The following is a 24,535-nucleotide window of genomic DNA, read 5'->3' on the forward strand; positions in this document are numbered from 1 at the left end:
CCGATCCGGCGGCTACCAGAGGTAGGGCACCAGCCGGTACCGGACCCGTTCGGCGTATTCGCGGTAGCCGGGCAGTTCGTGGTTCAGCAGCTTTTCTTCGTCGAAGATGCGCAGCGTGAGCACCAGGGTGCCGGGGATGACGAAGAGCAGTCCCCAGTAGGAGCCGAGCGCCAGGGGGATACCGATCATCATGATGACATTGCCGACGTACATCGGGTGGCGCACGAATCGGTACAGGCCGTTGGACACCACCGTCTGGCCCGTTTCCACGGTGACCGTGGCCGCGGCATAACTGTTCTGGACGATCACCAGCATGGCGATGCCGAGCCCCGTCGCCACCAGGACATCGCCGAGCACCGAGAGCCAGGGCGGCACCGACGACCAACCGAACCGGTGATCGAGCGCGCTGAACACCATGGTCGCGAACAGGCCCACAAACGAGCCGGTGATGATGAACTTTTGCGCCTTGCGGGGTTCGGCCCGCGGGCCCGCCCGCATGCGGCGCTGCAGCGCCGCGGGATTGGTGCGGCCCAGGTACACGGTGGGGACGATGGTGGCCACCGTGAACACGGCGATGAAGAGCCAGGCCTGCCAGTAGTGCAGCGTGCCCGCCGGTAGCAGCAGGATCAAGATCCACGAGAGGATGCCCCAGATGGAGGTCGCCGTCACCCGGATTCCGGTTTTCATCGCGCTCCTAGCTGCGTAGATCGCGGCGCCGAAAAGCCATGGCACCCAGAATCATCAACCCTACGTCGATGGCCAGTAGCCATAACAGTGGTACGACGGTGAAATCTGAGCCGATCCGCGGGATGTGCGCGAACGGTTCGGCGTCGAGCAACCATTGCGAGAACCCGGCCAACGACCCGATCAGGTACAGGGCGACGAAGCCGACCAGCACCGCCCAGGCCACCGGCGTCAGGCGCGGCGCGACGCCGAACACGCAGACCGTCACCGCCGACAACAGCCACACCGCCGGCAATTGGACGGCCGCGCTCGCCACGACCATCGGCAGCTTGGCGGCGACATCGCCGGACGCGACGCCGTAGACGACACCCGCGGTGAGTCCGCTGGCCAGCATCGCCACCGCCGAGCCGCCGAGCGCCGTCACCAAATGGCTTGCCAGCCAACGGGTTCGCGACACCGCGCCGGCGAGCACCGTTTCGGCTCGCTGACTCGACTCTTCCTGGTGCAACCGCAGGGTCAGCGAAACGGCGAACGCGGCGGCCACCATGCCCGTCATGGTGAACGCGACGGCGATGAACGCCTCCTCGATCGCGCTGGTGCCGCCCATCCGCGCCACGACGTCGCGCGCCACCCCGCTGTCACCCAGCTCGTCGCCGATGCCGTGCGCCACGCTGCCGATCAGCAGGCCATACAGGCACAGGCCCGCGGACCACAGCACCAGCGCGGCGCGGTCCAGCCGCCACGTGAGCCCGAGCGAGTTGCCCAGCGCCGGTGCGGCCTCGGCGGGACCCGGTCGTTCCGCGATGAGCCCGGCGCCGACGTCACGGCCGGCCAGCAGCCGATACGCCACCAGGGTCAGCGCAGCCGTCGTCACCAGGTGCAGCACCAGCACCCACCACCGATCGCCCGCATAGGGCTTGACCTGCAACGACCATCCCAGCGGCGACAGCCACGACAGCGTGCCGTCGCCGGCGTCGCCGACGGCGCGCAGGGTGAACGCCGCACCCAGGACGGCGAACGCGGTGCCGCGGGAGAACCGGGCGCTCGGCGACAACTGCGCGGCCACCGCGGCGACGGCGGTGAACACGAGGCCAGAGCAGGCCAGCGCCGCCCCGAAGGCCAGCGACCCGGCGGCCGGGACGTCGGTGCTCAGCAGCCCGGCCGCACCGATGGCCCCGGTGGCAACCGACGCGCCGAACGACAGCAGCAGCGCGGCGCTCAGGGCGGCGTAGCGGCCGATCGCGGTGGAGTCCACCAGCTCGGTCCGCCCGTTCTCCTCGTCGGCGCGGGTGTGCCGGATCACCGTGAGGATGACCGCCACCGCGATCAGGACGTGAAACATTCCGGCCTTCCAGACGCCGACGGCGCCAAGGCTGTCGTTGTATACCCTGCCGTACAGGGCGCGTTGGGCCGGGCTTGCCATGATCGAGGCCACGAACCCGGCGCGAGCGGAGGCGGCGGGGTAGACCTTCTCGATGCTGCCGACGTACACGGTGGCCAGGGGCACCGACAGCAGCAGTACCCATAGCGGCATCGAAACCCGGTCGCGGCGCAGGTACAGGCGCAGCATCGACAGCGTTCCGGTGAAGGGCGAACCGCCAAGGGGCGCAGGCGATGCCGACGCGAACGGCCGGTCCAGGGTGGTGGTGCTCATGACAGCGAGACCTTTGCCGCATCGCGTCCGTGCCGGCCGTCGCCGCCCGAGGTGTCGTAATGGCGCAGGAAAAGCTCCTCGAGGGTCGGCGGCTGGCTGACAAGACTGCGCACCCCGGCGTCACCGAGCACGCGGATGAGCTCACCGAGGCTTTCGCTGTCGACCTGGGCGCGCAGCGTATTGCCGTCGACGCTGACGTCCTCCACGCCTTTGATCCGCCTGAGATCACCGGGATCGCCGGTCATTTCGGCCTTGATCGAGGTGCGGCTCAGGTGCCGCATCGAGCTCAGCGACCCGCTTTCGATGGTCTTGCCGGCCCGGATGATCGTCACGCGTTCGCACAGCGCTTCCGTCTCGGCCAGGATGTGGCTGGACAGCAACACCGTCGCGCCCCGGTCGCGGGCCTGCGCCACGCACTGCTGAAACACGTTCTCCATCAACGGGTCCAGCCCGCTGCTCGGCTCGTCGAGGAGCAGCAGCCTGGCGTGCGACGAGAAGGCCGAGATCAGCGAGACCTTCTGGCGGTTGCCCTTGGAATAGGTGCGCGCCTTCTTGTGCGGGTCCAGGTCGAAGCGCTCGATCAGCTCGGCGCGGCGGTTCTTGTCGATGCCGCCGCGCATGCGGGCCAGCAGGTCGATGGTCTCGCCGCCGGTCAGTGACGGCCACAGCGTCACGTCGCCTGGCACGTAAGCGATGTGGCGATGCAAGGCGACGGCCTGGGTCCAGGGGTCGCCGCCGAGCAGCCGCACACTGCCGCCGTCGGCTTTCACCAGACCCAACAGGATGCGGATCGTCGTCGACTTCCCGGCGCCGTTGGGCCCGAGGAACCCGTGGACTTCTCCCTCCCGCACCGTGAGGTCCAGGCCGTCCAGCGCCCGCACCGCACCGAAATTCTTCGTGAGACCACGGATCTCGATGGGGGCGAATCCGTCGGCGTTCTCAGTTGGCATCAGATCCTCCTTGATCTTCGGCGGCCAGGAATGCGTCGTACATGGTCCGGTCGGTCAGCAGTCCTTCGGTGTAGACCTCGAGCGCGGGCAATATCATGTCGCGCGAGTAATCACGCAGCACCGCACGCAGATCCGTTGGCGTTTCATGCATTTGGATGTAAAGCAGGAAGCCACCGCCGCCGGTGATGGCCAGGTACCTGGCCCGCGCCTTGGGGTCTCGGCTGGGTTTGATCGTCCCGGCGCGCACGCCCTCTTCCATGTATTCCTCGGCGTTGTCAATCATGCGGCGCCACAACATGTTTGCCAACTCGCCGCCGGTCTGCATGCTGCGCATCAGATACGCCATCAACGGGGCGTACTCCTCGATCTCGGCCATCTGGGCGAACCAGGTGGCGGGATCGTTGGATCGCAACGCCTCCGACTTGGTGCCGCGGATCGTCTCGGCGATGTGGTCCTCGCACGCCTTGCGCAGGCCCTCCTTGGACCCGAAGTGGTGGATGACCAGCGCGGCACTAACACCGGCCGCCTCGGCGATGGAGCGTAGGCCCACGCCGAACCCGTGCTCGCCGAACTGCTCGATGGCCGCGTCTCTGATGCGGGCGGCGGCCGTCAGGTCGGCTGAACGCATGTTCAGTAGACTAAACACTCGTTCAGTCCGTCGTCAAGGACGGCGCGCGTCAAGAATTCATAAAGATCCGACCGCCCCGAAAAGCCCTGCTCGAAGGTGGCGGCCGGTACCGATCAGTCGCGAACGGCCGCAAGGATGCCGTCGCCGAGCGGCACCAGCGCCGGGGTGAGCCGTTCGTCCTCGGCGATCAGGCGGGCCGCCTCGCGCACCGCGGCCACCTCGGCGTCGCGGGCGGCCGGATCGCCTGCCCGCCCGCCCAGCGCGGCGCGGTGCACCACGATCACGCCGCCCGGGCGCAGCAACCGCACGCCCTCGACGACGTAGTCCGGTTGGTCGATCGGGTCGGCGTCGATGAACACCAGGTCATACGACGCGTCGGCGAGCCGGGTGAGGACCTCCTGGGCGCGGCCACCTATCAGCCGGGTGCGCGACGGACCGATGCCGGCCTCGGTGAACGCCTGCTTGGCCAGCCGCAGGTATTCGGGCTCGAGGTCGATCGTCGTCAGGACGCCGTCCTCGCTCATGCCGGACAACAACCACAGGCCGCTGACGCCCGCGCCGGTGCCCACCTCGGCGATGGCCTTGCCACCGCTCAGCTTGGTCAGCAGGCTCAGCAACGCGCCGACCGCCGGCGTCACCGCGCCGGCGCCGATGTCCACGGCCCGCTCGCGCGCGGCCGCCAACAGCGCGTCTTCCGATATCGAGCTTTCGGCGTGTGCGACGAGCGACTCGGCCCGGCTGGGCGCTGTCTGGCCGGGGGCTTCTGCGTCGGTGCCGTCCATGCCCGCAGCGTATTCCACTTCGCCGCGCAGTCCGGCAGGCGCGCCTGATTCCCATTGTGGTGACACGCCCAACGGGCCCGACGCGTTTAAGGTCACTGCGCGCTGGATATCTCCTGCACAGCGCAGGTAACGATCCGGTTTCTCAGGTTCAGCTCAGACTGTTCATATACCGCACATACTCCGGTACGCGACGGTAGCCCTATGGATCGCGGAGGGCGTTGGACCGGGAATACCGACTGGGAACTACCTGTTGCCGCCAGTGACGAAGTGTCACTGCTCGTCACACCCGATTCGGAGGATTCGATCATCACCACGCTTCTCGGCCCGTCCAGCATGTCGCACGCGCAGGGTGTCCCCGCGGACGAGTGGGTGGAGCCGTCCGATGCGCCGCACGGCACCGCGGTATTCGACGCGACCGGAGACAAGGCGGCCATGCCGTCGTGGGACGAGCTGGTGCGCCAGCACGCCGACCGGGTGTACCGGCTGGCTTACCGGCTTTCGGGCAATCAGCACGACGCCGAGGACCTCACCCAGGAGACCTTCATCCGGGTCTTCCGGTCGGTGCAGAACTACCAGCCGGGCACGTTCGAGGGCTGGCTGCACCGCATCACCACCAACCTCTTCCTCGACATGGTGCGGCGGCGCTCGCGGATCCGGATGGAGGCGCTGCCCGAGGATTACGAGCGGGTGCCCGCCGACGAACCCAACCCCGAGCAGATCTACCACGACTCGCGGCTGGGCCCCGACCTGCAGGCCGCGCTCGATTCGCTGCCGCCGGAATTCCGCGCCGCCGTCGTGCTGTGTGACATCGAAGGCCTGTCCTACGAGGAGATCGGCGCCACGCTGGGCGTCAAACTGGGCACCGTGCGCAGCCGCATCCACCGCGGCCGCCAGGCGCTGCGGGACTACCTCGCCGCGCACCCCGATCACGACGCCGTGCGCGCCCGCGTAACCACCCGACCGCCCGCCTAACGTTCGGGCAGCTATTCAGCGGCTTTGCGGTCTTACCCTCGGTATCGCGCGACCTGTCGCGCTACATTCGACATAAGGCGGCAATAAGAAATGAATGGCGAGGAGTTGGTGATGCCCGATCGTGGACATGTGTTCCGCCGCGCGTTCTCCTGGCTCCCCGCTCAGTTCGCCTCCCAGAGTGACGCGCCCGTCGGCGCACCGCGCCAGTTCGGCTCCACCGAGCACCTGTCCGTCGAGGCGATCGCGGCGTTCGTCGACGGCGAGCTGCGGATGAACGCGCACCTGCGCGCCGCGCATCACTTGTCGCTGTGCGCCCAGTGCGCGGCCGAGGTCGACGACCAGAGCCGGGCGCGCGCGGCGTTGCGCGATTCGCGGCCCATCCGCATCCCCAGCACCCTGCTCGGCATGCTGGCCGACATTCCCTACGAAGCGCCCGAGGACTCCTCCGTGGCCTCCGACCGGTTCGCGGACCGTGACGGCCGCGAGCGGCGTAGGCGCCGGTAGCGGATCAGCGCCCGCGCGCTCGAGGCGTCCCGCGCGCGCGTTCATGCCGACCAACGGCGCGCCATGGATACTAGGGTGGACACGGACAACGCCGGTGCCGCGTGTTTCGCCCGGCAAAGGCCCGTCTCGAGCGCTCAAGCAGAGGATCCAAAAGGGACAACGTGACCTCCGACCAAGGCTACGACCAAGCAAAAGACAGCGGCAACCGCTTAGCGCCGCGCCCCATCTCGCGCCCGCCGGTCGACCCCGCGTCGCGCCGGGAGTTCGGTCGTCCCGAGGGGCTGCGCGGGTCGTTCCTGGCCGAACGGGTCCGCCCGCAGAAGTACCGCGACCAGGCCGAATTCCGGCCGAGCAACCGACCGGCCGACCCCGTCCTGCAGGAGGCGTTCCACCGGCCGGACGGCAGTCCCGACTCGCTGCAGCGCCACCCGGTGGACGCCAACGCACTGGCCACAGAGAAGAACGGTGTCGGGCCCGACGAGGTCGACGATCCCTGGCGCGACCCGGGTGCCGCGGCGGCGCTGGGCACGCCGGCCGTGCCGCCCTCCCGATCCGGCACCGCGCTGGGCTACGGCGGCAAACTGGGCGTGCGCGACGTGTTGTTCGGCGGCAAGGTGTCCTACCTCGCGTTGCTGATCCTGCTGCTGATCGCGCTGGTGATCGGCCTGCTCGGCGGTGTGATCGGTCGTAAGACGGCCGAGGTCGCCGAGGCGTTCACCACCTCGAAGGTGACGCTGTCCACCAGCGGCAACGGCGAGGGCCCGGCCGGCCGGTTCGCCAAGGTGGCAGCGGCGACCGCGGGCGCCGTGGTGACCATCGAGTCCAAGAGCGACCAGGAAGGCATGCAGGGCTCCGGCGTCGTCATCGACGGCCGCGGCTACATCGTCACCAACAACCACGTCATCTCCGAGGCGGCCAACAACCCCAGCCAGTTCAAGACCACCGTGGTGTTCAACGACGGCAAAGAGGTCCCGGCGAACCTGGTCGGCCGCGACCCCAAGACCGACCTGGCCGTACTGAAGGTCGACAACGTCGACAACCTGTCGGTGGCGCGCCTCGGTGATTCCGACAAGGTGCGGGTGGGCGACGAGGTGCTGGCCGCGGGCGCGCCGCTCGGGCTGCGCAGCACCGTCACGCACGGCATCATCAGCGCGCTGCACCGGCCGGTGCCCCTCTCGGGCGAGGGCTCGGACACCGACACGGTGATCGACGCGCTGCAGACCGACGCGTCGATCAACCACGGGAACTCCGGCGGTCCGCTCATCGACATGGATTCCCAGGTGATCGGAATCGACACCGCCGGTAAGTCGTTGTCCGACAGCGCAAGTGGGCTGGGCTTCGCCATTCCGATCAACGAGGCCAAGCAGGTCGCCCAGACGCTGATCAAGGACGGCAAGATCGTGCACCCGACGCTGGGGGTCAGCACCCGGTCGGTGAGCAACGCGATCGCCTCCGGCGCACAGGTGGCCAACGTCAAGGCTGGCAGCCCCGCGCAAAAGGGCGGGGTGCTGGAGAACGACGTCGTCGTCAAGGTCGGTAACCGCAAGGTCGCCGACGCCGACGAGTTCGTCGTCGCCGTGCGGCAGCTGACCATCGGTCAGGACTCGCCGATCGAGGTCGTCCGCGACGGCCGGCATGTCACGCTGACCGTCAAACCAGACCCCGACAGCTGATGTTCGGCAGCCTGAGCTGGGAGCACATGCTCGTCCTCGTCGTGGTCGGGCTGGTGGTCCTCGGGCCCGAGCGGCTGCCGGGTGCCATCCGGTGGACGTCCAACGCGCTGCGTCAGGCGCGCGACTACCTCAGCGGGGTGACCAGCCAGCTGCGCGAGGACCTCGGACCCGAGTTCGACGACCTGCGCGTTCCGCTGAGCGAACTGCAGAAGCTGCGGGGCCTGACACCGCGTGCGGCGCTGACCAAGCACCTACTGGACGGCGACGACTCGTTTCTGACCGGAGCGTTCGACAAACCGGCCAACGGCGCCCCGCCGCAGACCCCCCATCCGGCCCCGCCCGCCGCGAACGGCCAGGCGCTGGCGGCCGAACAGCAGTCCGGCGCTCACACGCCATTCGACACCGACGCGACCTGAAAACGCGGCTCAAAGCCTGGCGGTCGTCGCGGTCCTCAGCGCCGGGTCGGGTCGAGCCCCAGCGATACGCCGGCAAGCCCGCGCTTGCGTGACGACAAGCTGTCGGCCACCCCGCGCAGCGCCTTGCCGACCGGCGAATCGGGAGCGCTCAACACCAGCGGCGTGCCGGAATCGCCGGCGGCCACCAGCTCGGGATCCAGCGGGATCTGCCCCAACAGCGGCACGTCGGCGCCCACCGCGCGGGTCAGCCGCTCGGCCACCTGCCGGCCGCCCCCCTCGCCGAACACCTGCAGCGTCGAGCCGTCGGGCAGGGTGAGGCCGGACATGTTCTCCACGACCCCGACGACGCGCTGACGGGTCTGCAGCGCGATGCTGCCGGCCCGCTCGGCGACCTCGGCCGCGGCCAGCTGCGGCGTCGTCACCACCAGGATCTCGGCGTTGGGGATCAGCTGCGCCACCGAGATGGCGATGTCACCAGTGCCCGGCGGCAGGTCGAGCAGCAGCACGTCCAGATCGCCCCAATAGACGTCGGCCAGGAACTGCTGCAGCGCCCGGTGCAGCATCGGCCCGCGCCACACCACCGGGGTGTTGCCCTCGGTGAACTGGGCAATCGAGATCACCCGCACGTCGTGCGCGATGGGCGGCAGGATCATCGACTCGACCTGGGTGGGCCGGTCGGTGGTGCCCATCATGCGGGGGATCGAATGGCCGTGGATGTCGGCGTCCAGCACACCGACCGACAGGCCGCGGGCCGCCATCGCCGCCGCCAGGTTGACCGTGACCGTCGACTTGCCGACGCCGCCCTTGCCGGACGCGACCGCATACACCCGGGTGAGCGAATTCGGTTGCGCGAACGGGATAACGGGCTCGCGGGCATCACCGCGCAACTGCTTGCGCAACTCGGTGCGCTGCTCGTCGTTCATCACGTCCAGGGTGACTTTGACCGCGCCGGTCCCCGGGACGTCGGAGACCGCCTGGCTGACGCGGTCGCTGATCTCGGTCTTCTTCGGGCAGCTGGCCGTGGTCAGGTAGATCGCGACGTGCACCGCGCCGTCGGGCTCGGTGTCGATGCTTTTGACCATCCCGAGTTCGGTGATCGGACGCCGCAGTTCGGGGTCGATCACCTTGCCCAGGGCGGTGCGGATAGCCGCGTTCAGGTCGGCTGCTGAATCGGAAGGGTCATGGCGGGACATCACCGCCGAGTGTATGCGCCTGCGACGACGCCGTTTGGGGGCGACCCGCTGCGTCCGGTCAGGTGGCCGGACCGACTCCAGGTTGCTTGGGCTTGGCAGCGCCGGGCGCCGCGCCCGACGGGCCGGCGGGCTTGGGCGCCGGTGCGGCTTGCGAGGGTGCGGCGGCCGGGGGCGCCGGCGGGGGACCCGCATCCGGGGGCGGCGCCCCGAACGGTGGTGGCGCGACCGGCCGCGGGGGTGCGGCCGGGGGCGGCGGCGCGAACGGCGGGGGCGGCGCCCCGAAGGGCGGCGGGGGACCGGCGGCCGGCGTGCTCTGGGAGCTGATGCAGATCACCGTGCAGCCGGGGATCTGAGCCGGGGCCTGCTGGGGCGTGGGCGTCATCCACGGGAACATCGGCTGGGGACTGCCGAGCGCCGGGCTGCTCAAATCGATCAGCGGGACGCGAGCGAGCGGGTCGTCGAGCGGCAGGCCGTTGATGTTCATCGGCAGGTTGGGCCCGAGCCCTTCGGGGTGCTCGAGGTGCGCGTCGCCCAGCGGCGGCGGTGGACCCGTCATCGGCGGCAGGTCGACCGGCACGACGCCCGTGGCGTAGGCCGCCGCCCAGCCCAACACGTTCTGCGCGTAGGGCATCGAGTTGTTGTAGCGCAGGATCGCGGTCAAGACCTGCGACTGATCGCGCAGGTTGAGTCCGCCGCTGCACAGATACCGGGCGGCCGCCAGCGTTGCGTCGAAGATGTTCTGCGGATCCGCCACGCCGTCGCCCTTGCCGTCGGAGGCGTAGCGGGCCCAGGTCCCCGGCAGGAACTGCATCGGTCCCATCGCGCGGGCGTAGGTGACCCGGTTTCCGGCGCTGCTTTGGATGATGGTTTCGTTGCCGGGCAGCGTGCCGTCCAGGGACGGGCCGTAAATCGGGGTGATCGCGGTGCCGCGCGCGTCCACCGCGCCGCCGCCCGCGTGCCCCGATTCGATGCGCCCGATCCCCGCCAACAGGTTCCAGCTGACGCCGCAGCCGGGGACGGCGACGGCCATCTTCTGTTCCGCGCTGCGGTAGGCGGCCAGCGCGATACTTGGAATGCCAAGGGCGCCAGGCGCATTCACGATCATCGCGGGCGGCGGAGCCGACAACGCGGGCTCGGCGACGTGAAAGAGCGTGGGACCGCGGTCGATCGCGACGACGGCGGGCCCGGTGAGGTCGGGGAAAGTCGGGGACACGGCGGCCACCGGGGTGACGGCGGCGTGGACCGGGGGCATTCGCATCGGAAGCGAGGGGGCCGTTGCGCTGACCGCCCCCGCGAAAACCAGTGGAGTAATCATTGCCACGCCGAAAATCGGCTTGCGCGTGTTCCGAAGTGCTCGCTGCCGCACAGTCGCGGCGGCGGGGCTTTCACCCCGGCTTCCCCCAATGCGCACTCGACCGTCCTAGTTATGTGAGCTGGGTCCACTTTCTGTTAGCTCGGTGAACCAGATCACCATACATAACTCTTGTGACACGAGTGGCGCAATGGTGCAAACGGTTCTCACCTGGATTTCTTAGCCGTTCGATCGAGGCCGTCGCCGCCCTGAACCGGCTCGGCATCCGCGGTGCCCGGCTGCAGGTTTGCCAGGAGTTCGCGCAGGTCATCGAGCTCGTGGCGCAGGTATTCACGGGTCACCACCTCGCCCACGGCCAGCCGCACCGCGGCCAGTTCGCGGGCCAGGTACTCGGTGTCGGCCTTGGTCTGCGCCGCCCGACGGCGGTCGTCTTCGAGCGCCACCCGATCCCGGTTCTCCTGACGGTTCTGGGCCAGCAGGATCAGCGGCGCCGCGTAGGCGGCCTGGGTCGAGAAGGCCAGGTTCAGCAGGATGAACGGGTAGGGATCCCAGCGCAGTCCCACGGCGAACAGGTTCAGCGCGATCCACACGAAGACCACGATCGTCTGCAGCAGGAGGTACCGGCCGGTGCCGAAGAAGCGGGCGATCGACTCGGTGAACTGTCCGACGGTTTCGGGATCCAGCCGCGGCGAGTACCTGCGCGATGTCCGCGGGGTGTAGAGGCCTCGCGGAGCGGTGGACTTGCTCACGCGGATCCTCCCAGTCCTTCGAGGCGGCCTGCGGTGTCGAGGTCTTGCATGTCCACCCGCCAGTCGTGCGGCAGCAGGTGATCGAGCAGGTCGTCGACGGTGACCGCCCCCACCAGATGGTTCTGGTCGTCGACGACGGGCCCGCACACCAGGTTGTAGGCGGCGAGGTAGCGGGTCACCGAGACCAGCGGTGTCTCGGGCGTCAGCGTCAGCAGGTCGCTGTCGACGATCCCGCCGACCAGCTCGGCCGGCGGCTCGCGCAGCAGGCGCTGCAGCGCCACACACCCCAGGTAGCGGCCGGTGGGGGTGGCCGTGGGCGGACGCACCACAAACACCATGGACGACAGCGCGGCGGACAGGTCGGGGTCGCGGACGCGGGCCAGCGCCTCGGCGACCGAGGTGTCCGGCGTCAGCACCACCGGGTCCGAGGTCATCAGCCCGCCCGCGGTGTCGGGCGAGTGGGTGAGCAGCCGTCGCACCGTGGCGGAATCCCCGGGATCCATCCGCGTCAGCAGCATCTCGGCGTCGGTCGGATTCAGCACGCCCAGAAGGTCGGCCGCGTCGTCGGGATCCATCTCCTCGAGCACGTCGGCGGAACGCTCGGTGCCCAGCTGCGACAGCACGTCGGCCTGATCCAACTCGGGCAGCTCCTGCAGGATGTCGGCCAGCCGGTCGTCGTTGAGCGCCTTGAGCACCTCGTAGCGGCGCTTGGCCGGTAGCCCGCGGATGGCGTCGGCAACGTCGACGGGTTTGCGGCCCTCGAACTGATCCAGCAGCTGAGCCACGCCTTGGCCCGGCAGCGCCAGGGCCGACGGGGTCAAGCCCTGCACGTTGTGCCAGTCGACGACGTGCACGGGGCCGCGCCGCCCCAGCCGGCGCTGGCTGCGCACGGCGACCCGGCTGATCATCCAGTCCCGCGTTCGGGTCTGCTCGATTCCCAGGTCGGTGACCACCACGTCCAGCCCGGCCAGTTCCGGCAACTCGGGATCGTTGACCTTGACGACGGTGTCGAGCACCTGGCCGATCGCCAGCACCTCGCCGGGCCGCTGCACGAAATGGCGCAAGGAGACGTTGCCGGTACTCAGCGTCACGGCGTTGGGCTCGATGGAGGCGACCCGCAAGATCGGGATGAAGATGCTGCGCCGCGTGGCCAGGTCGACGACCAACCCCAGCACGCGCGGTTGCTGGCGCACGATGCTGATGCTGATGACGACATCGCGCACCCGGCCGACGGATTCACCGAGCGGGCCCAGCACCAGCATGCGCGACAGGCGCGCGATGTACACCCTGTTGACCGATCCCATGGAAGTAGAGCCTAGGCAGCCGCGGGTCTCATGGCAGACAGCCCGGCCCCGGCGCGCTTGACTAATGCGTGCGCATCGCGAAGAGCACGATCACAAAAGTCACCAGCAGCGTGGCGATTCCGATGACGATGCCGGCGACCGCCAGGCCGAAGCCGTCCTGACGGGTCCGCTTGATCTGATCCAGTGCGATCGCGCCCAGCACCATGGCAACGATCGAGCCGAGGCAGCACAGCAGGCCCGTGAAGGAGGCGACGAGCGAGGCGATCGCCAGCCCGTTCGTCCCGGGCTGCGCTGCCGTAGGTCCATAGCCGCCCTGGTAGTCCGGCGTCGGGTAATAGCCGCCCGGATATGCGGGCGGGCCGTAGGTGGGTGGGCCGCCGAAGGCCGGGGGCGGATAGGCCGGGCCGGCATAACCGGGCGGTTGCTCGTATCCGGGTGGGGGAGGAACGGGCGGCGGGTAGGACGGCGCATACCCGGATGAATAGTCGGACGAGTAACCCGGCCCGGGGTACGGCGGCGGTGCCGCTTCGGGCGGCGCGGCGGGCGGCTCCCAGGGCGCGGTCGGTTCAGGCTGCTCCGGGCGTCCGCCGTCGGCCGGCGCCGAGCCGGCCTTGTCGTCGTGGGCGCCCTCGTCGAAGCCACCCCCGGGAGCTGTCATGGTGTTCAACCTAACCCATGCGCAGGTGGTGGGTGCCGCCGCGAATCGCCGCCGGATCAACGCGGATGCCGCACCGCTTTCGGGGCGCACCGGAGCGAAATCCCCGGCCCGTCGCGCCGCCGGGGCGGGTTGGCGCCGCCGAACGCATGGCGTTTCCGCAGGTGACCAAACGTCGATAGGGTGAAGAAGCCCTGAGATGAAACCATGGCCGAGGCGGAGGACAATGAGCGGCGATGACTAATCCTTTCCAGCCCGGGCAGGTTCCCGGCGCGACGCCTGCGGGCGCGGCGGGGCGCCGCGGGGCGCCCGGCCTCCCGACGCCGCCGCGGGGCTGGCCGGTCGGGTCCTACCCCACCTACGCCGAGGCGCAGCGCGCCGTGGACTACCTGTCCGACCAGCAGTTCCCCGTGCAGCAGGTGACCATCGTCGGCGTCGACCTGATGCAGGTGGAGCGGGTCACCGGCAGGCTGACGTGGCCGAAGGTGCTCGGCGGCGGCGTGCTCAGTGGGGCGTGGCTGGGCCTGTTCATCGGCCTGGTGCTGGGCTTCTTCAGCCCGAACCCGTGGGGGGCGCTGGCCACGGGTCTGGTCGCCGGTGTGTTCTTCGGGTTGATCACGTCCGCTGTTCCGTATTCGATGGCCCGCGGTACCAGGGATTTCAGTTCGACCATGCAGCTGGTAGCCGGCCGCTACGACGTGCTCTGTGATCCGCAGAACGCAGAAAAGGCGCGGGATCTGTTGGCGCGCTTGGCGATCTGAGCCGCGCGCGAGAGGTGTGAATTGGTGATTCGTCGCGGGCGGGCGCGCCGGATAGGCGCGATCGCGCTCGCGACGGTGGTCATCGCCACGGCGGTATCGGCGTGCGGTCCCGGTAGCCATGGTGTCGTCATCAGCTTCTACACCACGGCCGCCGACAGCGCGACCTTCACGACGGTCGCCCAGGACTGCACGAGGCAATTCGATGGCCGCTTCGCCATCCAGCAGATCAGCCTGCCCCGCGCCCCCGGCGAACAGCGTCTGCAGCTGGCGCGACGGCTCACCGGTCGCGACCGGACGCTGGACGTGATGTCGCTGGACGTGGTGTGGACGGCCGAGTTCGCCGAAGCGGGTTGGGCGTTGCCGCTGTCCGACGATCCCGAGGGGCGCGCCGAGTCCGACGCCACGGTGGACACCCTGCCGGGCCCGCTGGCGACAGCGCGCTGGCGGGGCAAGCTGTACGGCGCTCCCGTCACGACCAACACCGAATTGCTGTGGTACCGGCCTGATCTGGTGCCCCAGCCGCCGCGTACCTGGGACGCCATGGTGTCCGAGGCCGGCAGGTTGCACGCCACGGGACAGCCCAGCTGGATCGGCGTGCAGGCCAACGAGGGCGAAGGTCTGGTGGTCTGGTTCAACACACTGCTGGCGAGCGGGGGCGGTCAGGTGCTCTCCGAGGACGGCCGCCGGGTCACGCTGACCGACACGCCCGCGCACCGGGCGGCCACCGTCGCTGCGCTGCGGGTGCTCAAGTCGGTGGCCGTCGCGCCCGGAGCCGATCCCTCGATCAGCCGGACCGACGAGAGCACCGCGCGCTTGGCGGTCGAACAAGGCCGGGCCGCGCTCGCCGTCAACTGGCCGTACGCACTGGCATCCCTGCTGGAGAACGCGGTCAAGGGCGGGGTGCCCTTCCTGCCGCTCAACCGGAATCCCATGCTGGCCGGCAGCATCAACGACACCGGCACCTTCGTGCCCGATGACGAACAATTCCGGATCGCGTATGAGGCCAGCCAGAAGGTGTTCGGGTTCGCGCCGTATCCCGGTGTCGCACCGGGCCGGCCGGCCAAGGTGACGATCGGCGGGGCGAACCTGGCGGTGGCCAGCACCTCGCGTCATCGCGCCGAAGCCTTCGAAGCGATCCGCTGCTTACGAAATCTGGTGCACCAGAAGCATGTTGCGATCGAAGGTGGGTTGCCGCCGGTGCGCGCGTCGCTGTATTCGGACTCGCAATTCCAGGCCAAATATCCGATGTACACCATCATCCGCCGGCAACTCACCGACGCCGCGGTGCGCCCGGCGACGCCGGCTTACCAGGGTGTGGCGATTCGGCTCGCCGCGACGCTGAGCCCGATCGCCCAGATCGACCCCGAACGCACCGCCGACGAACTCAGCGCTCAGGTGCAGAAGGCGATCGACGGGAAGGGACTGCTGCCGTGACCGCCGCAGTCTCCGAATCCCGCACCGCGCCAGCGTCTTCGGTGACGCGGCGGGGCCGGCCCTCGGAACGCAGATTGGCGTTTCTTCTGGTCGCCCCGGCGGGGGTTCTGATGCTGCTGGTGACGGCGTATCCGATCGGGTACGCCGTGTGGTTGAGCTTGCAGCGCAACAACCTTGCCGTCCCCAACGACACCGCGTTCGTCGGCCTGAACAATTACGTGACGGTCCTGACCGACCGCTACTGGTGGACCGCGCTGGCGGTGACCCTGGCCATCACGGTGGTCTCGGTCTGCATCGAATTCGTGCTGGGGCTGGCGCTGGCACTGGTGATGCACCGCACCGTGATCGGCAAAGGCCTGGTGCGCACCGCGGTCCTGATCCCGTACGGCATCGTCACCGCGGTCGCGTCCTACAGCTGGTATTACGCGTGGACGCCGGGGACCGGTTATCTGGCCAACCTGCTACCGCGGGGCAGCGCACCGCTGACCGACCAGATCCCGTCGCTGGCGATCGTCATCGTCGCCGAGGTATGGAAGACAACACCTTTCATGTCGTTGTTGTTGCTGGCCGGTTTGGCGCTGGTCCCCGAGGATCTGCTGAAGGCCGCCCAGGTCGACGGCGCCGGCCCGTGGCGGCGGCTGACCAGGGTCACCCTGCCAATCATCAAGCCGGCGGTGGTGGTCGCGCTGTTGTTCCGGACGCTGGACGCGTTCCGCATTTTCGACAACATCTACGTGATCACCAACGGCGCCAACAACACCGGATCGGTGTCGATGCTGGGCTACGACAACCTGTTCAAGGGCTTCAACCTCGGGCTCGGGTCGGCGATCAGCGTGCTGATCTTCGGATGTGTGGGTCTCATCGCGTTGCTGTTCATCAAGGTGTTCGGCGCGGCGGCCCCCGGGGGTGATGTCGATGGCCGCTGACCGGGCGGGCCTGTCGATCGGCGCGCGGCGCACCGCGGTCTGGGCCGTCATCGACACCCTGGTAGCGGTGTATGCGCTGCTGCCCGTGCTGTGGATCTTCAGCCTGTCGCTCAAGCCGAGCTCAACGATCAAGGACGGCAAGCTGATTCCGTCGTCGATATCGCTGGACAACTATCGCGGCATCTTTCGCGGTGACTTCTTCTCCTCGGCGCTGATCAACTCCGTCGGAATCGCCTTGATCACCACCGCGATCGCCGTGGTGCTCGGTGCCATGGCGGCGTACGCGATTGCCCGGCTGGACTTTCCGGGCAAGCGAGTGCTGGTGGGCGCCACTCTGTTGATCACCATGTTCCCCGCGATCTCGCTGGTGACTCCGTTGTTCAACATCGAACGCTTCGTGGGCTTGTTCGACACGTGGCCCGGGTTGATCCTGCCGTACATCACGTTCGGGCTGCCGCTCGCGATCTACACGTTGTCCGCCTTCTTCCGCGAGATCCCCTGGGATCTGGAGAAGGCGGCGACAATGGACGGCGCGACACCGGCTCAGGCGTTCCGCAAGGTGATCGTGCCGCTCGCCGCCCCCGGGGTGGTGACGGCGGCGATCCTGGTGTTCATCTTCGCCTGGAACGATCTGCTGCTGGCGTTGACCCTGACCGCCACCAAGGCGGCCATCACCGCGCCGGTGGCGATCGTGAACTTCAGCGGCAGTTCACAGTTCGAGGAGCCGACCGGGTCGATCGCGGCCGGCGCCGTGGTGATCACCGTACCCATCATCGTTTTTGTTCTAATCTTCCAACGACGAATCGTCGCCGGGCTGACCTCTGGCGCTGTGAAGGGATAACTCGATGGCCGAGATTGTGCTGGATCATGTCAGCAAGAGTTACCCGGACGGCGCGACGGCGGTGCACGACCTGAATCTCACGATCGCCGACGGCGAATTCCTGATCCTGGTGGGCCCGTCGGGCTGCGGCAAGACGACGACTCTGAATATGATTGCCGGGCTTGAAGACATCTCATCCGGTGAGCTGCGCATCGGCGGAGAACGGGTGAACGAGAGGGCGCCCAAGGACCGCGACATCGCGATGGTGTTCCAGTCCTACGCGCTGTACCCGCACATGACGGTGCGGCAGAACATCGCCTTTCCGCTGACGCTGGCCAAGATGAAGAAGTCCGAGATCGCACAGAAGGTCGAGGAGACGGCGAAAACCCTTGACCTGACCGAACTTCTGGATCGCAAGCCGTCGCAGTTGTCGGGTGGGCAGCGTCAGCGGGTGGCGATGGGCCGGGCCATCGTGCGTCATCCCAAGGCGTTCCTGATGGACGAGCCGCTGTCGAACCTGGACGCGAAGCTTCGGGTGCAGATGCGCGGCGAGATCGCCAGGCTGCAGAAACGGCTGGGCACCACGACCGTCTACGTCACCCACGACCAGACCGAGGCCATGACGCTGGGCGATCGTGTGGTGGTGATGCATTCCGGTGTCGCGCAACAAATCGGCACGCCGGACGAGCTGTACGAGCACCCCGCCAACCTGTTCGTCGCCGGGTTCATCGGCTCGCCCGCAATGAACTTCTTTCCCGCCACGCTGGTGCCCGTTGGACTCAAACTGCCGTTCGGCGAGGTCATGCTGACCCCGGAAATCCAAGACGTGATCGCCCGGCATCCGCAGCCCGCGAACGTCATCGTCGGGGTGCGACCCGAGCACCTGTCCGACGCCGCGCTGATCGACGGCTATCAGCGCATCAGGGCGCTGACCTTCGAGGTGAAGGTCGACCTGGTCGAGTCGCTGGGTGCGGACAAGTACGTCTACTTCTCCACCGCGGCGTGGGCGGCGCATTCCGCCCAGTTGGACGAATTGGCCGCCGAATCGGATGCTCACGAAAATCAGTTCGTGGCAAGGGTTCCCGCCGAATCGACGGCGGCCATCGGGCAGTCGATCGAATTGGCGTTGGACACCGGCAAGCTGGCGGTCTTCGATGCGGACACCGGCGCCAATCTGACCATCGCACCGGCCGGGGCGCCGTGACACAGCATGGGGATCGCGTGCGCGCGCATCTACGGGCGCACTTCAGCGACGCCGAGCCCGATGCGGCCAGCGTGACATTCCTGGGCACCGAGACCATCGAGGTGCTGCGTTTCCGCGAGCCGGACACCACGGTGCACTACGTCACCCTGGGCTGCTCCCGCCACCCGATGACCGAACCGACGCTGGATATCGCCGACCCGTTGCGCGGACCGCGGGCCGAGATCGTGCTGCAGCTGCGCGATCCCGGGCCGATCACCGGCATCGCGCGCAGCCTGGCCATCCTGGCCGCGGCACCGGCCGTCGACGGTGTGGTGCTGTGCGCCGACGCGCTGGTCGATCTCGGCACGCCGCTGTGGACGTCCCCGTCGGCGCGGGTGCCGTTCACCGCGGTGCTGTTGGGCCGCAGCGAGATTGGCGATCTGCCGCTGGATCCGCCCCGCGACCCCGTGCAGTTCCTGTCGGCGACCCCGATCACCGCGACCGAAGCCGCCTGGGTGCGGCTCAAGGGAGCCGAGGCGATGCGCCAAGCGTGGGACAACGACGGCGTCGACGTGCTGGACCCGAATCGCCCTGCCGCACAACCCGGTTGACGAGCCCGCGCCGCGCTAGAGCCAATTGTTGCGCCGGAACTGGAAGTACAGTCCCACGCAGGCGACGGTCATCACGGCCATGATCCCCGGGTACCCCCAGGTCCAGTTCAGCTCCGGCATGAAATGGAAGTTCATCCCGTAGATGGCGGCGACCATGGTGGGCACCGCCAAGATACCGGCCCAGGCCGCCATCTTGCGCATGTCGTTGTTCTGCTGCATCCCGACCCGGGCCAGCGCCGCCTGGATCAGCGAGTTGAGCATGTCGTCGTAGCTGGCGATCTGGTCGGCGGCCTCGGAGTGATGGTCGGCGACGTCGCGCAGGTAGCGGCGCACCTCTTTGGAGATGACGTCCTTGTTGTCCATCTGGATGCGATGGAACGCGGCCGACAACGGATTGACGCACCGGCGCAGTTCGACCACTTCGCGCTTGAGCAAATAGATCGGTTCGACGTCGATCTTGCTGCCGGGCGCGAACGCCAGCCCTTCGATGCCGTCGATGTCGGACAGCATCAAACTGCTCACCTCGAGGTAGTGGTCCACCACGTGGTCGGCGATCGCGTGCATCACCGCGTAGGGGCCCAGCCGCATCTGCTCGGGGTCGCCGTCCATCCGCTTGCGCACCTCGGACAGTCCGCCGTGTTCGCCGTGGCGGACCGTGACCACGAAATCCCTGCCGACGAAGACCATGATCTCGCCGGTCTCGACGATCTCGCGGGCCAGCACCACCGATTCGTGCGGGACATAGTTGACGGTCTTGAGCACGAGGAACAGGGTGTCGTCGTAGCGCTCCACCTTGGGCCGCTGATGGGCGCACACCGCGTCTTCCACCGCCAGCGGGTGCAGCCCGAACACGTCGGCCACTTCCTGCATCTCGGACTGGCTGGGCTCGCGCAGGCCGACCCAGACGAATCCCTCCTGCCCCTGCGTTTCGATCTCGCGCACCTTGTCCAGCGCGGCCGCGTAGCCGAGCTTGCCCGGCAACCGCTCGCCGTCGGCGTAGACGGCGCAGTCGACCAGCGTCTGCGTGGGCGGCTCGGGGGCCGGGGTCGGCTTCGGTTGCGGTTCGTGCGCCAGCGGGCGCAGCGCTTCGGGCAGTGCGTCAAAACCTTGGAACACATCCACCTCCCACCAAGCGCAGGTCCGACTCAGGCGGTGCTCCATGCTACGCGTCCCGGCTGTTCAAAGCGCGACGATCAGGTGTCGGGAAAGCCCTGGTAGTGGACCGGAGATCGGCGGCCGAGGAGAGTGCGCTAGTTTCGAGCCGAAACCCGAATCTGCACGAACTTCTCCACAAGGAGTACATCGAAGTGAGCGCAAGTCCTCTCAAGGTCGCTGTCACCGGCGCCGCCGGCCAGATCGGCTACAGCCTGTTGTTCCGCCTGGCGAGCGGCTCGTTGCTGGGCCCCGACCGCCCGATCGAGCTGCGACTCCTTGAGATCGAGCCCGCGCTCAAGGCGCTCGAGGGCGTCGTGATGGAGCTCGACGACTGCGCGTTCCCGTTGCTGTCCAACGTGGAGATCGGAGCGGACGCGAACAAGATCTTCGACGGCGTCAACCTGGCCCTGCTGGTCGGCGCGCGGCCGCGCGGCCCGGGCATGGAGCGCAGCGACCTGCTCGAGGCCAACGGCGCGATCTTCACCGCGCAGGGCAAGGCGCTCAACTCCGTCGCCGCCGACGACGTCCGCATCGGCGTGACCGGCAACCCGGCCAACACCAACGCGCTGATCGCGCTGAGCAACGCCCCCGACATCCCCAAGGAGCGGTTCTCCGCGCTGACCCGCCTGGACCACAACCGGGCGATCTCGCAGCTGGCCAAGAAGACCGGCGCCGCGGTGACCGACATCAAGAAGGTGACCATCTGGGGTAACCACTCGGCCACCCAGTACCCCGACATCTTCCACGCCGAGGTCGGCGGCAAGAACGCGGCCGAAGTCGTCAACGACCAGAACTGGATCGAGAACGACTTCATCCCGACCGTCGCCAAGCGCGGCGCGGCCATCATCGACGCGCGCGGCGCGTCCTCGGCCGCCTCGGCCGCTTCGGCGACCGTGGACGCCGCCCGCTCCTGGCTGCTGGGCAGCCCGGAGGGTGACTGGGTGTCGATGGCGGTGTACTCCGACGGCTCCTACGGCGTGCCCGAAGGGATCGTGTCGTCGTTCCCGGTGACCACCAAGGACGGCAACTGGTCGATCGTGCAGGGGCTGGAGATCGACGAGTTCTCCCGCGGCCGCATCGACAAGACCACCGCCGAGCTGGTCGACGAACGCAGCGCCGTCACCGAACTGAAGCTGATTTAGCGTGGTCTGGGTCGTCCTTGTATGACCCACATCACCAATTAGGCCTACTAATGGGTAGTCAGTACCCTGAAGCGCGTGTCCGAATTGCTTGAATCGATACAGACGCACGCCGAGCAGGGCGTGATCACCGACGCGGAGATCTTCGAGGCACACGTAGGCGGCAAGCTTTCGGTAGGCCTCACGTCGCCTCTGGACACCCAGCGCGCGTTGTCGATCGCCTACACGCCCGGCGTCGCACAGGTCAGCCGGGCGATCGCCGCCGACCACACTCAGGCGGCCCGCTACACCTGGGCGAACCGGCTGGTGGCCGTGGTCAGCGACGGCAGCGCGGTGCTGGGCCTCGGTGACATCGGGCCCGCCGCGTCGCTGCCGGTGATGGAAGGCAAGTGCGCCCTGTTCCAGGCGTACGGCGGGCTCAACGCCATCCCGATCGTGCTGGACACCAAGGATCCCGACGAGATCGTGGAAACCCTGGTGCGGCTGCGCCCGACGTTCGGCGCCGTCAACCTCGAGGACATCTCCGCCCCGCGCTGCTTCGACATCGAGCGTCGCCTCATCGAGGCGCTGGACTGCCCGGTGATGCACGACGACCAGCACGGCACGGCGATCGTGGTGCTGGCCGCGCTGATGGGTGCCAGCAAGCTGCTCGGCCGCGACATGACCTCGCTGAAGGTGGTGGTCTCCGGGGCCGGCGCGGCCGGTGTCGCGTGCACCAATCTCCTTATGGTGATGGGTGTTTCGGACATCACCGTGCTCGACTCGCGCGGGATCCTGCATCCGGGTCGCGACGACATGAACGACGTCAAGGTGGCGCTGGCGCAGCGCACCAACCCCGCCGGCCTGACCGGCAGCCTGGCCGAAGCCGTCCGGGACGCCGACGTGTTCCTCGGATTGTCGGGGGGCGTGGTGCCCGAAGAGATGATCGCCACCATGGCGCCGGGCGGGATCGTGTTCGCGCTGTCCAACCCCGACCCCGAGATCCACCCGCAGATCGCCGCCAAGTACGCCTCGGTGGTCGCCACCGGCCGCAGCGATTTCCCGAACCAGATCAACAACGTGCTGGCCTTCCCCGGGGTGTTCCGCGGCGCGCTGGACGCCGGCGCCCGCCGGATCACCGAAAAGATGATGGTCGCCGCGGCCGAGGCGATCTTCTCCGTCGTCAGCGACGACCTGGCGCTCGACCGGATCGTCCCCAGCCCGCTGGACACCCGGGTCGGCGACGCGGTCGCCACCGCGGTGGCACTGGCCACGGAAGCCGCAGACACGGCCGTCGCCGCGGGGTGAGAATCGGCAGGCTGGCGGTGCCGCTGCTCGCCGCCGTACTCGCCGTCGCCGGTTGTGCGACCGACACCGGTGACCGTCGCGCCCGCACCGAAGTGGTGGTCGGTTCCCGGCCCGACCCCGACTCGGCGCTGCTGGCCGGCGTCTACGTCGCCGCCTTGCGGTCCTACGGATTCGGTGCGCGCTTCCAGCCGACCGCCGACCCGAAGTCCCAATTGGATTCGGGCGCAGTCACCGTCGTTCCCGCCTTCACCGGCCGCGTGCTGCAAGCGCTGCAACCCGGCGCGACGGCGATGTCGGACAAGGACGTCTACCGCGCGATGATCGCCGCGCTGCCCGAGGGCGTCGCGGCGGGCGACTACACCACCGCGGCGGAGGACAAGCCCGTGTTGGTGGTGAGCCAGCCCACCGCCAAGGCCTGGGGCGGCAGCGATGTCAGCGCGGACCTGGCCACGCTGCCGCGCCACTGCGACGGCCTCGTCGTCGGCACCGTGGGCGGACACCGGGAACCGTCGACCATCGGCCCCTGCCGGCTCGCCGCGCCGCGTGAATATCCCGATGGCGCAACGATGTTCGCCGCTATTCGGGCCGGTCAGCTGACCGCGGGGTGGACCACTACGGCCGACCCCGGCGCTCCCGGCGACCTGATCGCGCTGGCCGACGGCAAGCCCGCACTGATCCGCGCGGAGAACGTGGTGCCGCTGTATCGACGCAACGCGCTCAGCGAACGACAGTTGCTGGCGATCAACGAGGTGGCCGGCGTGCTGGACACCGCCGCCCTGGTCGAGATGCGCCGCCAGGTGCGCGCCGGTGCCGACCCGCAGGCGGTGGCGGGCGGCTGGCTGGCCGAACACCCGCTCGGCCGCGGATAGTCGCCAGTCAGCGCTTGGGCAGCAACCGGGTGACGAAGTCCCGGACCCGGCTCATCACGGGGCCGCCGACCAGTCGCTCGTAGTTCGGTCCGGCAAGCCGCACCAGCAGGTCCATCGCCTTGACGTCCGGACCGACCAGCACCCGCGCCTTGTTCTTGCGCACGCCGTCGAGGATGAGCTGGGCGGCTCGCTGCGGGGTGGTCTTGGCCTGCTGCTCCTCGAACACGGTGGCCAACTCGGCGTGGTCGAGGCCCTCGACACCGGTCGCGTTGCGGGCGAACGCGGTCTTGATGCCGCCCGGATGCACCGTCGTCACCCGCACCGGGTGACCGGCGTGCGCCATCTCCTGGTGCAGCGCCTCGGTGAAACCGCGGACGGCGAACTTCGCCGAGACGTAGGCCGCCTGGCCGGGCGCCGAGAACAGGCCCAGCGCGCTCGAGATGTTGATGACGTGCCCGTCGCCGGAGGCGATCAGGTGGGGCAGGAAGGCCTTCGTGCCGTTGACCACACCCCAGAAGTCGACGTCGATCACCCGCTCGATGTCCTTGAACCGGCTGTCCTCGATGGAACCGATGAAGGTGATGCCGGCGTTGTTGTAGATCTGGTTGACCTGACCGAAGTGCTCGTTGACGGCGTCGGCGTAGGCCAGGAAGGCTCCGCGTTCGGTCACGTCGAGCCGATCCGACTTGAAGGCCGCGCCGATCGCCGCCAGCTGTTCGGCGGTCTTCGCCAGTCCCTCGGTGTCGACGTCGCTGATCGCCACCTTGGCACCCGCCCGGCCCAGCTCGACCGCCAACGCCTGGCCGATACCGGAACCCGCCCCCGTGACCACGGCGACCTTGCCGGCGAACGTATCCATGCAAACTCCCTTGAC

25 protein-coding genes are annotated in these 24,535 nt (G+C 68.6%); 13 read left to right on the forward strand and 12 right to left on the reverse strand.

The window, feature by feature from the left end; genetic code table 11:
• Window positions 1–12 precede the first annotated feature (12 nt).
• The 5 genes from AC5Y5B_RS05890 to AC5Y5B_RS05910 all read right to left on the reverse strand — a co-directional run bounded on the left by AC5Y5B_RS05890 (window position 13) and on the right by AC5Y5B_RS05910 (window position 4,698).
• A complete protein-coding gene (locus AC5Y5B_RS05890) occupies window positions 13–687 on the reverse strand; it encodes a methyltransferase family protein (RefSeq protein ID WP_112633066.1) in 675 nt (224 codons plus the stop codon).
• A gap of 7 nt (window positions 688–694) precedes the next feature.
• Entirely contained in the window at window positions 695–2,338 is a 1,644-nt protein-coding gene (locus tag AC5Y5B_RS05895; protein ID WP_205869096.1) for an ABC transporter permease, read from the reverse strand.
• Complete coding sequence (locus tag AC5Y5B_RS05900) at window positions 2,335–3,288, reverse strand: ABC transporter ATP-binding protein (RefSeq protein ID WP_112633067.1); 954 nt, start codon at window positions 3,286–3,288, stop codon at window positions 2,335–2,337. The genes AC5Y5B_RS05895 and AC5Y5B_RS05900 overlap by 4 nt, the downstream gene beginning before the upstream one ends.
• A complete protein-coding gene (locus tag AC5Y5B_RS05905; RefSeq protein ID WP_112633068.1) occupies window positions 3,278–3,916 on the reverse strand; it encodes a TetR/AcrR family transcriptional regulator in 639 nt (212 codons plus the stop codon). Before AC5Y5B_RS05905 ends, AC5Y5B_RS05900 begins: the two co-directional genes overlap by 11 nt.
• Window positions 3,917–4,029: 113 nt before the next feature.
• The gene (locus tag AC5Y5B_RS05910; protein ID WP_112633069.1) at window positions 4,030–4,698 is read right to left on the reverse strand and encodes an O-methyltransferase; all 669 of its coding nucleotides are present in this window, start codon (window positions 4,696–4,698) and stop codon (window positions 4,030–4,032) included.
• A gap of 201 nt (window positions 4,699–4,899) precedes the next feature.
• Between AC5Y5B_RS05910 and sigE the strand changes: the two genes are divergently transcribed.
• From sigE to tatB, 4 genes are all read left to right on the forward strand, one after another.
• A complete protein-coding gene (gene sigE / locus AC5Y5B_RS05915) occupies window positions 4,900–5,670 on the forward strand; it encodes an RNA polymerase sigma factor SigE (RefSeq protein ID WP_112633070.1) in 771 nt (256 codons plus the stop codon).
• Window positions 5,671–5,781: 111 nt separating this feature from the next.
• The gene (gene rseA, locus AC5Y5B_RS05920) at window positions 5,782–6,174 is read left to right on the forward strand and encodes an anti-sigma E factor RseA (RefSeq protein WP_205869097.1); all 393 of its coding nucleotides are present in this window, start codon (window positions 5,782–5,784) and stop codon (window positions 6,172–6,174) included.
• Between the two features lie 161 nt (window positions 6,175–6,335).
• Window positions 6,336–7,847 (forward strand): serine protease HtrA, encoded by a 1,512-nt coding sequence (htrA, locus tag AC5Y5B_RS05925; protein ID WP_112633072.1) that lies wholly within the window; start codon window positions 6,336–6,338, stop codon window positions 7,845–7,847.
• Window positions 7,847–8,263 (forward strand): Sec-independent protein translocase protein TatB, encoded by a 417-nt coding sequence (tatB, locus tag AC5Y5B_RS05930; RefSeq protein ID WP_112633073.1) that lies wholly within the window; start codon window positions 7,847–7,849, stop codon window positions 8,261–8,263. Before htrA ends, tatB begins: the two co-directional genes overlap by 1 nt.
• A 35-nt stretch (window positions 8,264–8,298) precedes the next feature.
• Here tatB and AC5Y5B_RS05935 read toward each other — a convergent pair whose 3' ends face one another.
• The 5 genes from AC5Y5B_RS05935 to AC5Y5B_RS05955 form a co-directional block, all read right to left on the reverse strand.
• Window positions 8,299–9,456 carry an Mrp/NBP35 family ATP-binding protein gene (locus AC5Y5B_RS05935; protein WP_112633074.1) on the reverse strand — a complete coding sequence of 386 codons (1,158 nt, stop codon included), beginning with the start codon at window positions 9,454–9,456 and terminating at the stop codon, window positions 8,299–8,301.
• A 58-nt stretch (window positions 9,457–9,514) separates the two neighbouring features.
• Window positions 9,515–10,867: a lytic transglycosylase domain-containing protein gene (locus AC5Y5B_RS05940; RefSeq protein WP_289176282.1), complete on the reverse strand. Its 1,353-nt coding sequence runs from the start codon at window positions 10,865–10,867 to the stop codon at window positions 9,515–9,517.
• A 107-nt stretch (window positions 10,868–10,974) separates the two neighbouring features.
• Window positions 10,975–11,517 (reverse strand): DUF1003 domain-containing protein, encoded by a 543-nt coding sequence (locus AC5Y5B_RS05945; RefSeq protein ID WP_500004325.1) that lies wholly within the window; start codon window positions 11,515–11,517, stop codon window positions 10,975–10,977.
• Window positions 11,514–12,821, reverse strand: a complete 1,308-nt coding sequence (locus tag AC5Y5B_RS05950) for a magnesium transporter MgtE N-terminal domain-containing protein (RefSeq protein WP_112634999.1) — start codon at window positions 12,819–12,821, stop codon at window positions 11,514–11,516. The genes AC5Y5B_RS05945 and AC5Y5B_RS05950 overlap by 4 nt, the downstream gene beginning before the upstream one ends.
• Before the next feature lie 61 nt (window positions 12,822–12,882).
• The gene (locus AC5Y5B_RS05955; RefSeq protein ID WP_112635000.1) at window positions 12,883–13,479 is read right to left on the reverse strand and encodes a DUF4190 domain-containing protein; all 597 of its coding nucleotides are present in this window, start codon (window positions 13,477–13,479) and stop codon (window positions 12,883–12,885) included.
• Window positions 13,480–13,712: 233 nt separating this feature from the next.
• Between AC5Y5B_RS05955 and AC5Y5B_RS05960 the strand changes: the two genes are divergently transcribed.
• Genes AC5Y5B_RS05960 through AC5Y5B_RS05985 form a run of 6 tightly spaced genes read left to right on the forward strand, consistent with a single transcriptional unit; the run spans window position 13,713 to window position 19,211 of the window.
• A complete protein-coding gene (locus AC5Y5B_RS05960) occupies window positions 13,713–14,237 on the forward strand; it encodes a YflT domain-containing protein (protein WP_066880302.1) in 525 nt (174 codons plus the stop codon).
• Window positions 14,238–14,258: 21 nt separating this feature from the next.
• A complete protein-coding gene (locus tag AC5Y5B_RS05965; protein ID WP_112635001.1) occupies window positions 14,259–15,671 on the forward strand; it encodes an extracellular solute-binding protein in 1,413 nt (470 codons plus the stop codon).
• The gene (locus AC5Y5B_RS05970) at window positions 15,668–16,597 is read left to right on the forward strand and encodes a carbohydrate ABC transporter permease (protein ID WP_430920060.1); all 930 of its coding nucleotides are present in this window, start codon (window positions 15,668–15,670) and stop codon (window positions 16,595–16,597) included. Before AC5Y5B_RS05965 ends, AC5Y5B_RS05970 begins: the two co-directional genes overlap by 4 nt.
• Window positions 16,598–16,613: 16 nt before the next feature.
• Entirely contained in the window at window positions 16,614–17,438 is an 825-nt protein-coding gene (locus tag AC5Y5B_RS05975; protein ID WP_165821887.1) for a carbohydrate ABC transporter permease, read from the forward strand.
• 4 nt (window positions 17,439–17,442) lie between these two features.
• Window positions 17,443–18,621 (forward strand): ABC transporter ATP-binding protein, encoded by a 1,179-nt coding sequence (locus AC5Y5B_RS05980; RefSeq protein ID WP_112635002.1) that lies wholly within the window; start codon window positions 17,443–17,445, stop codon window positions 18,619–18,621.
• Window positions 18,618–19,211 carry a suppressor of fused domain protein gene (locus AC5Y5B_RS05985; RefSeq protein ID WP_112635003.1) on the forward strand — a complete coding sequence of 198 codons (594 nt, stop codon included), beginning with the start codon at window positions 18,618–18,620 and terminating at the stop codon, window positions 19,209–19,211. The genes AC5Y5B_RS05980 and AC5Y5B_RS05985 overlap by 4 nt, the downstream gene beginning before the upstream one ends.
• 15 nt (window positions 19,212–19,226) lie before the next feature.
• Here the strand turns inward: AC5Y5B_RS05985 and corA are convergent, their stop codons facing one another.
• Window positions 19,227–20,327 carry a magnesium/cobalt transporter CorA gene (corA, locus tag AC5Y5B_RS05990; RefSeq protein WP_112635011.1) on the reverse strand — a complete coding sequence of 367 codons (1,101 nt, stop codon included), beginning with the start codon at window positions 20,325–20,327 and terminating at the stop codon, window positions 19,227–19,229.
• A 191-nt stretch (window positions 20,328–20,518) separates the two neighbouring features.
• Here corA and AC5Y5B_RS05995 point away from each other — a divergent pair, with 191 nt between their 5' ends.
• The 3 genes from AC5Y5B_RS05995 to AC5Y5B_RS06005 all read left to right on the forward strand — a co-directional run bounded on the left by AC5Y5B_RS05995 (window position 20,519) and on the right by AC5Y5B_RS06005 (window position 23,661).
• Entirely contained in the window at window positions 20,519–21,508 is a 990-nt protein-coding gene (locus AC5Y5B_RS05995) for a malate dehydrogenase (RefSeq protein ID WP_112635004.1), read from the forward strand.
• A 75-nt stretch (window positions 21,509–21,583) separates the two neighbouring features.
• Window positions 21,584–22,792, forward strand: coding sequence for an NAD(P)-dependent malic enzyme (locus AC5Y5B_RS06000; RefSeq protein WP_112635005.1), 1,209 nt, complete (start codon window positions 21,584–21,586; stop codon window positions 22,790–22,792).
• Window positions 22,789–23,661 carry a glycine betaine ABC transporter substrate-binding protein gene (locus tag AC5Y5B_RS06005; RefSeq protein ID WP_112635006.1) on the forward strand — a complete coding sequence of 291 codons (873 nt, stop codon included), beginning with the start codon at window positions 22,789–22,791 and terminating at the stop codon, window positions 23,659–23,661. Before AC5Y5B_RS06000 ends, AC5Y5B_RS06005 begins: the two co-directional genes overlap by 4 nt.
• 7 nt (window positions 23,662–23,668) lie before the next feature.
• Here AC5Y5B_RS06005 and AC5Y5B_RS06010 read toward each other — a convergent pair whose 3' ends face one another.
• On the reverse strand, window positions 23,669–24,520 hold the full coding sequence (locus AC5Y5B_RS06010) for an SDR family NAD(P)-dependent oxidoreductase (RefSeq protein ID WP_112635007.1): 852 nt from the start codon (window positions 24,518–24,520) through the stop codon (window positions 23,669–23,671).
• Between the last annotated feature and the right edge of the window lie 15 nt (window positions 24,521–24,535).

The sequence above is a fragment of the Mycobacterium sp. NGS33 genome, from assembly GCF_059812885.1.

Excerpts from the sequence above, each read along its gene's own strand:
- AC5Y5B_RS05950 (WP_112634999.1), bottom strand. The coding sequence starts at position 12,821 with ATGGGATCGGTCAACAGGGTGTACATCGCGCGCCTGTCGCGCATGCTG.
- AC5Y5B_RS05890 (WP_112633066.1), bottom strand. The coding sequence starts at position 687 with ATGAAAACCGGAATCCGGGTGACGGCGACCTCCATCTGGGGCATCCTC.
- AC5Y5B_RS05895 (WP_205869096.1), bottom strand. The coding sequence starts at position 2,338 with ATGAGCACCACCACCCTGGACCGGCCGTTCGCGTCGGCATCGCCTGCG.
- AC5Y5B_RS05980 (WP_112635002.1), top strand. The coding sequence starts at position 17,443 with ATGGCCGAGATTGTGCTGGATCATGTCAGCAAGAGTTACCCGGACGGC.
- tatB (WP_112633073.1), top strand. The coding sequence starts at position 7,847 with ATGTTCGGCAGCCTGAGCTGGGAGCACATGCTCGTCCTCGTCGTGGTC.
- sigE (WP_112633070.1), top strand. The coding sequence starts at position 4,900 with ATGGATCGCGGAGGGCGTTGGACCGGGAATACCGACTGGGAACTACCT.
- AC5Y5B_RS05935 (WP_112633074.1), bottom strand. The coding sequence starts at position 9,456 with ATGTCCCGCCATGACCCTTCCGATTCAGCAGCCGACCTGAACGCGGCT.
- AC5Y5B_RS05960 (WP_066880302.1), top strand. The coding sequence starts at position 13,713 with ATGACTAATCCTTTCCAGCCCGGGCAGGTTCCCGGCGCGACGCCTGCG.
- AC5Y5B_RS06010 (WP_112635007.1), bottom strand. The coding sequence starts at position 24,520 with ATGGATACGTTCGCCGGCAAGGTCGCCGTGGTCACGGGGGCGGGTTCC.
- AC5Y5B_RS05910 (WP_112633069.1), bottom strand. The coding sequence starts at position 4,698 with ATGGACGGCACCGACGCAGAAGCCCCCGGCCAGACAGCGCCCAGCCGG.
- rseA (WP_205869097.1), top strand. The coding sequence starts at position 5,782 with ATGCCCGATCGTGGACATGTGTTCCGCCGCGCGTTCTCCTGGCTCCCC.
- AC5Y5B_RS05900 (WP_112633067.1), bottom strand. The coding sequence starts at position 3,288 with ATGCCAACTGAGAACGCCGACGGATTCGCCCCCATCGAGATCCGTGGT.
- AC5Y5B_RS05905 (WP_112633068.1), bottom strand. The coding sequence starts at position 3,916 with ATGCGTTCAGCCGACCTGACGGCCGCCGCCCGCATCAGAGACGCGGCC.
- AC5Y5B_RS05955 (WP_112635000.1), bottom strand. The coding sequence starts at position 13,479 with ATGACAGCTCCCGGGGGTGGCTTCGACGAGGGCGCCCACGACGACAAG.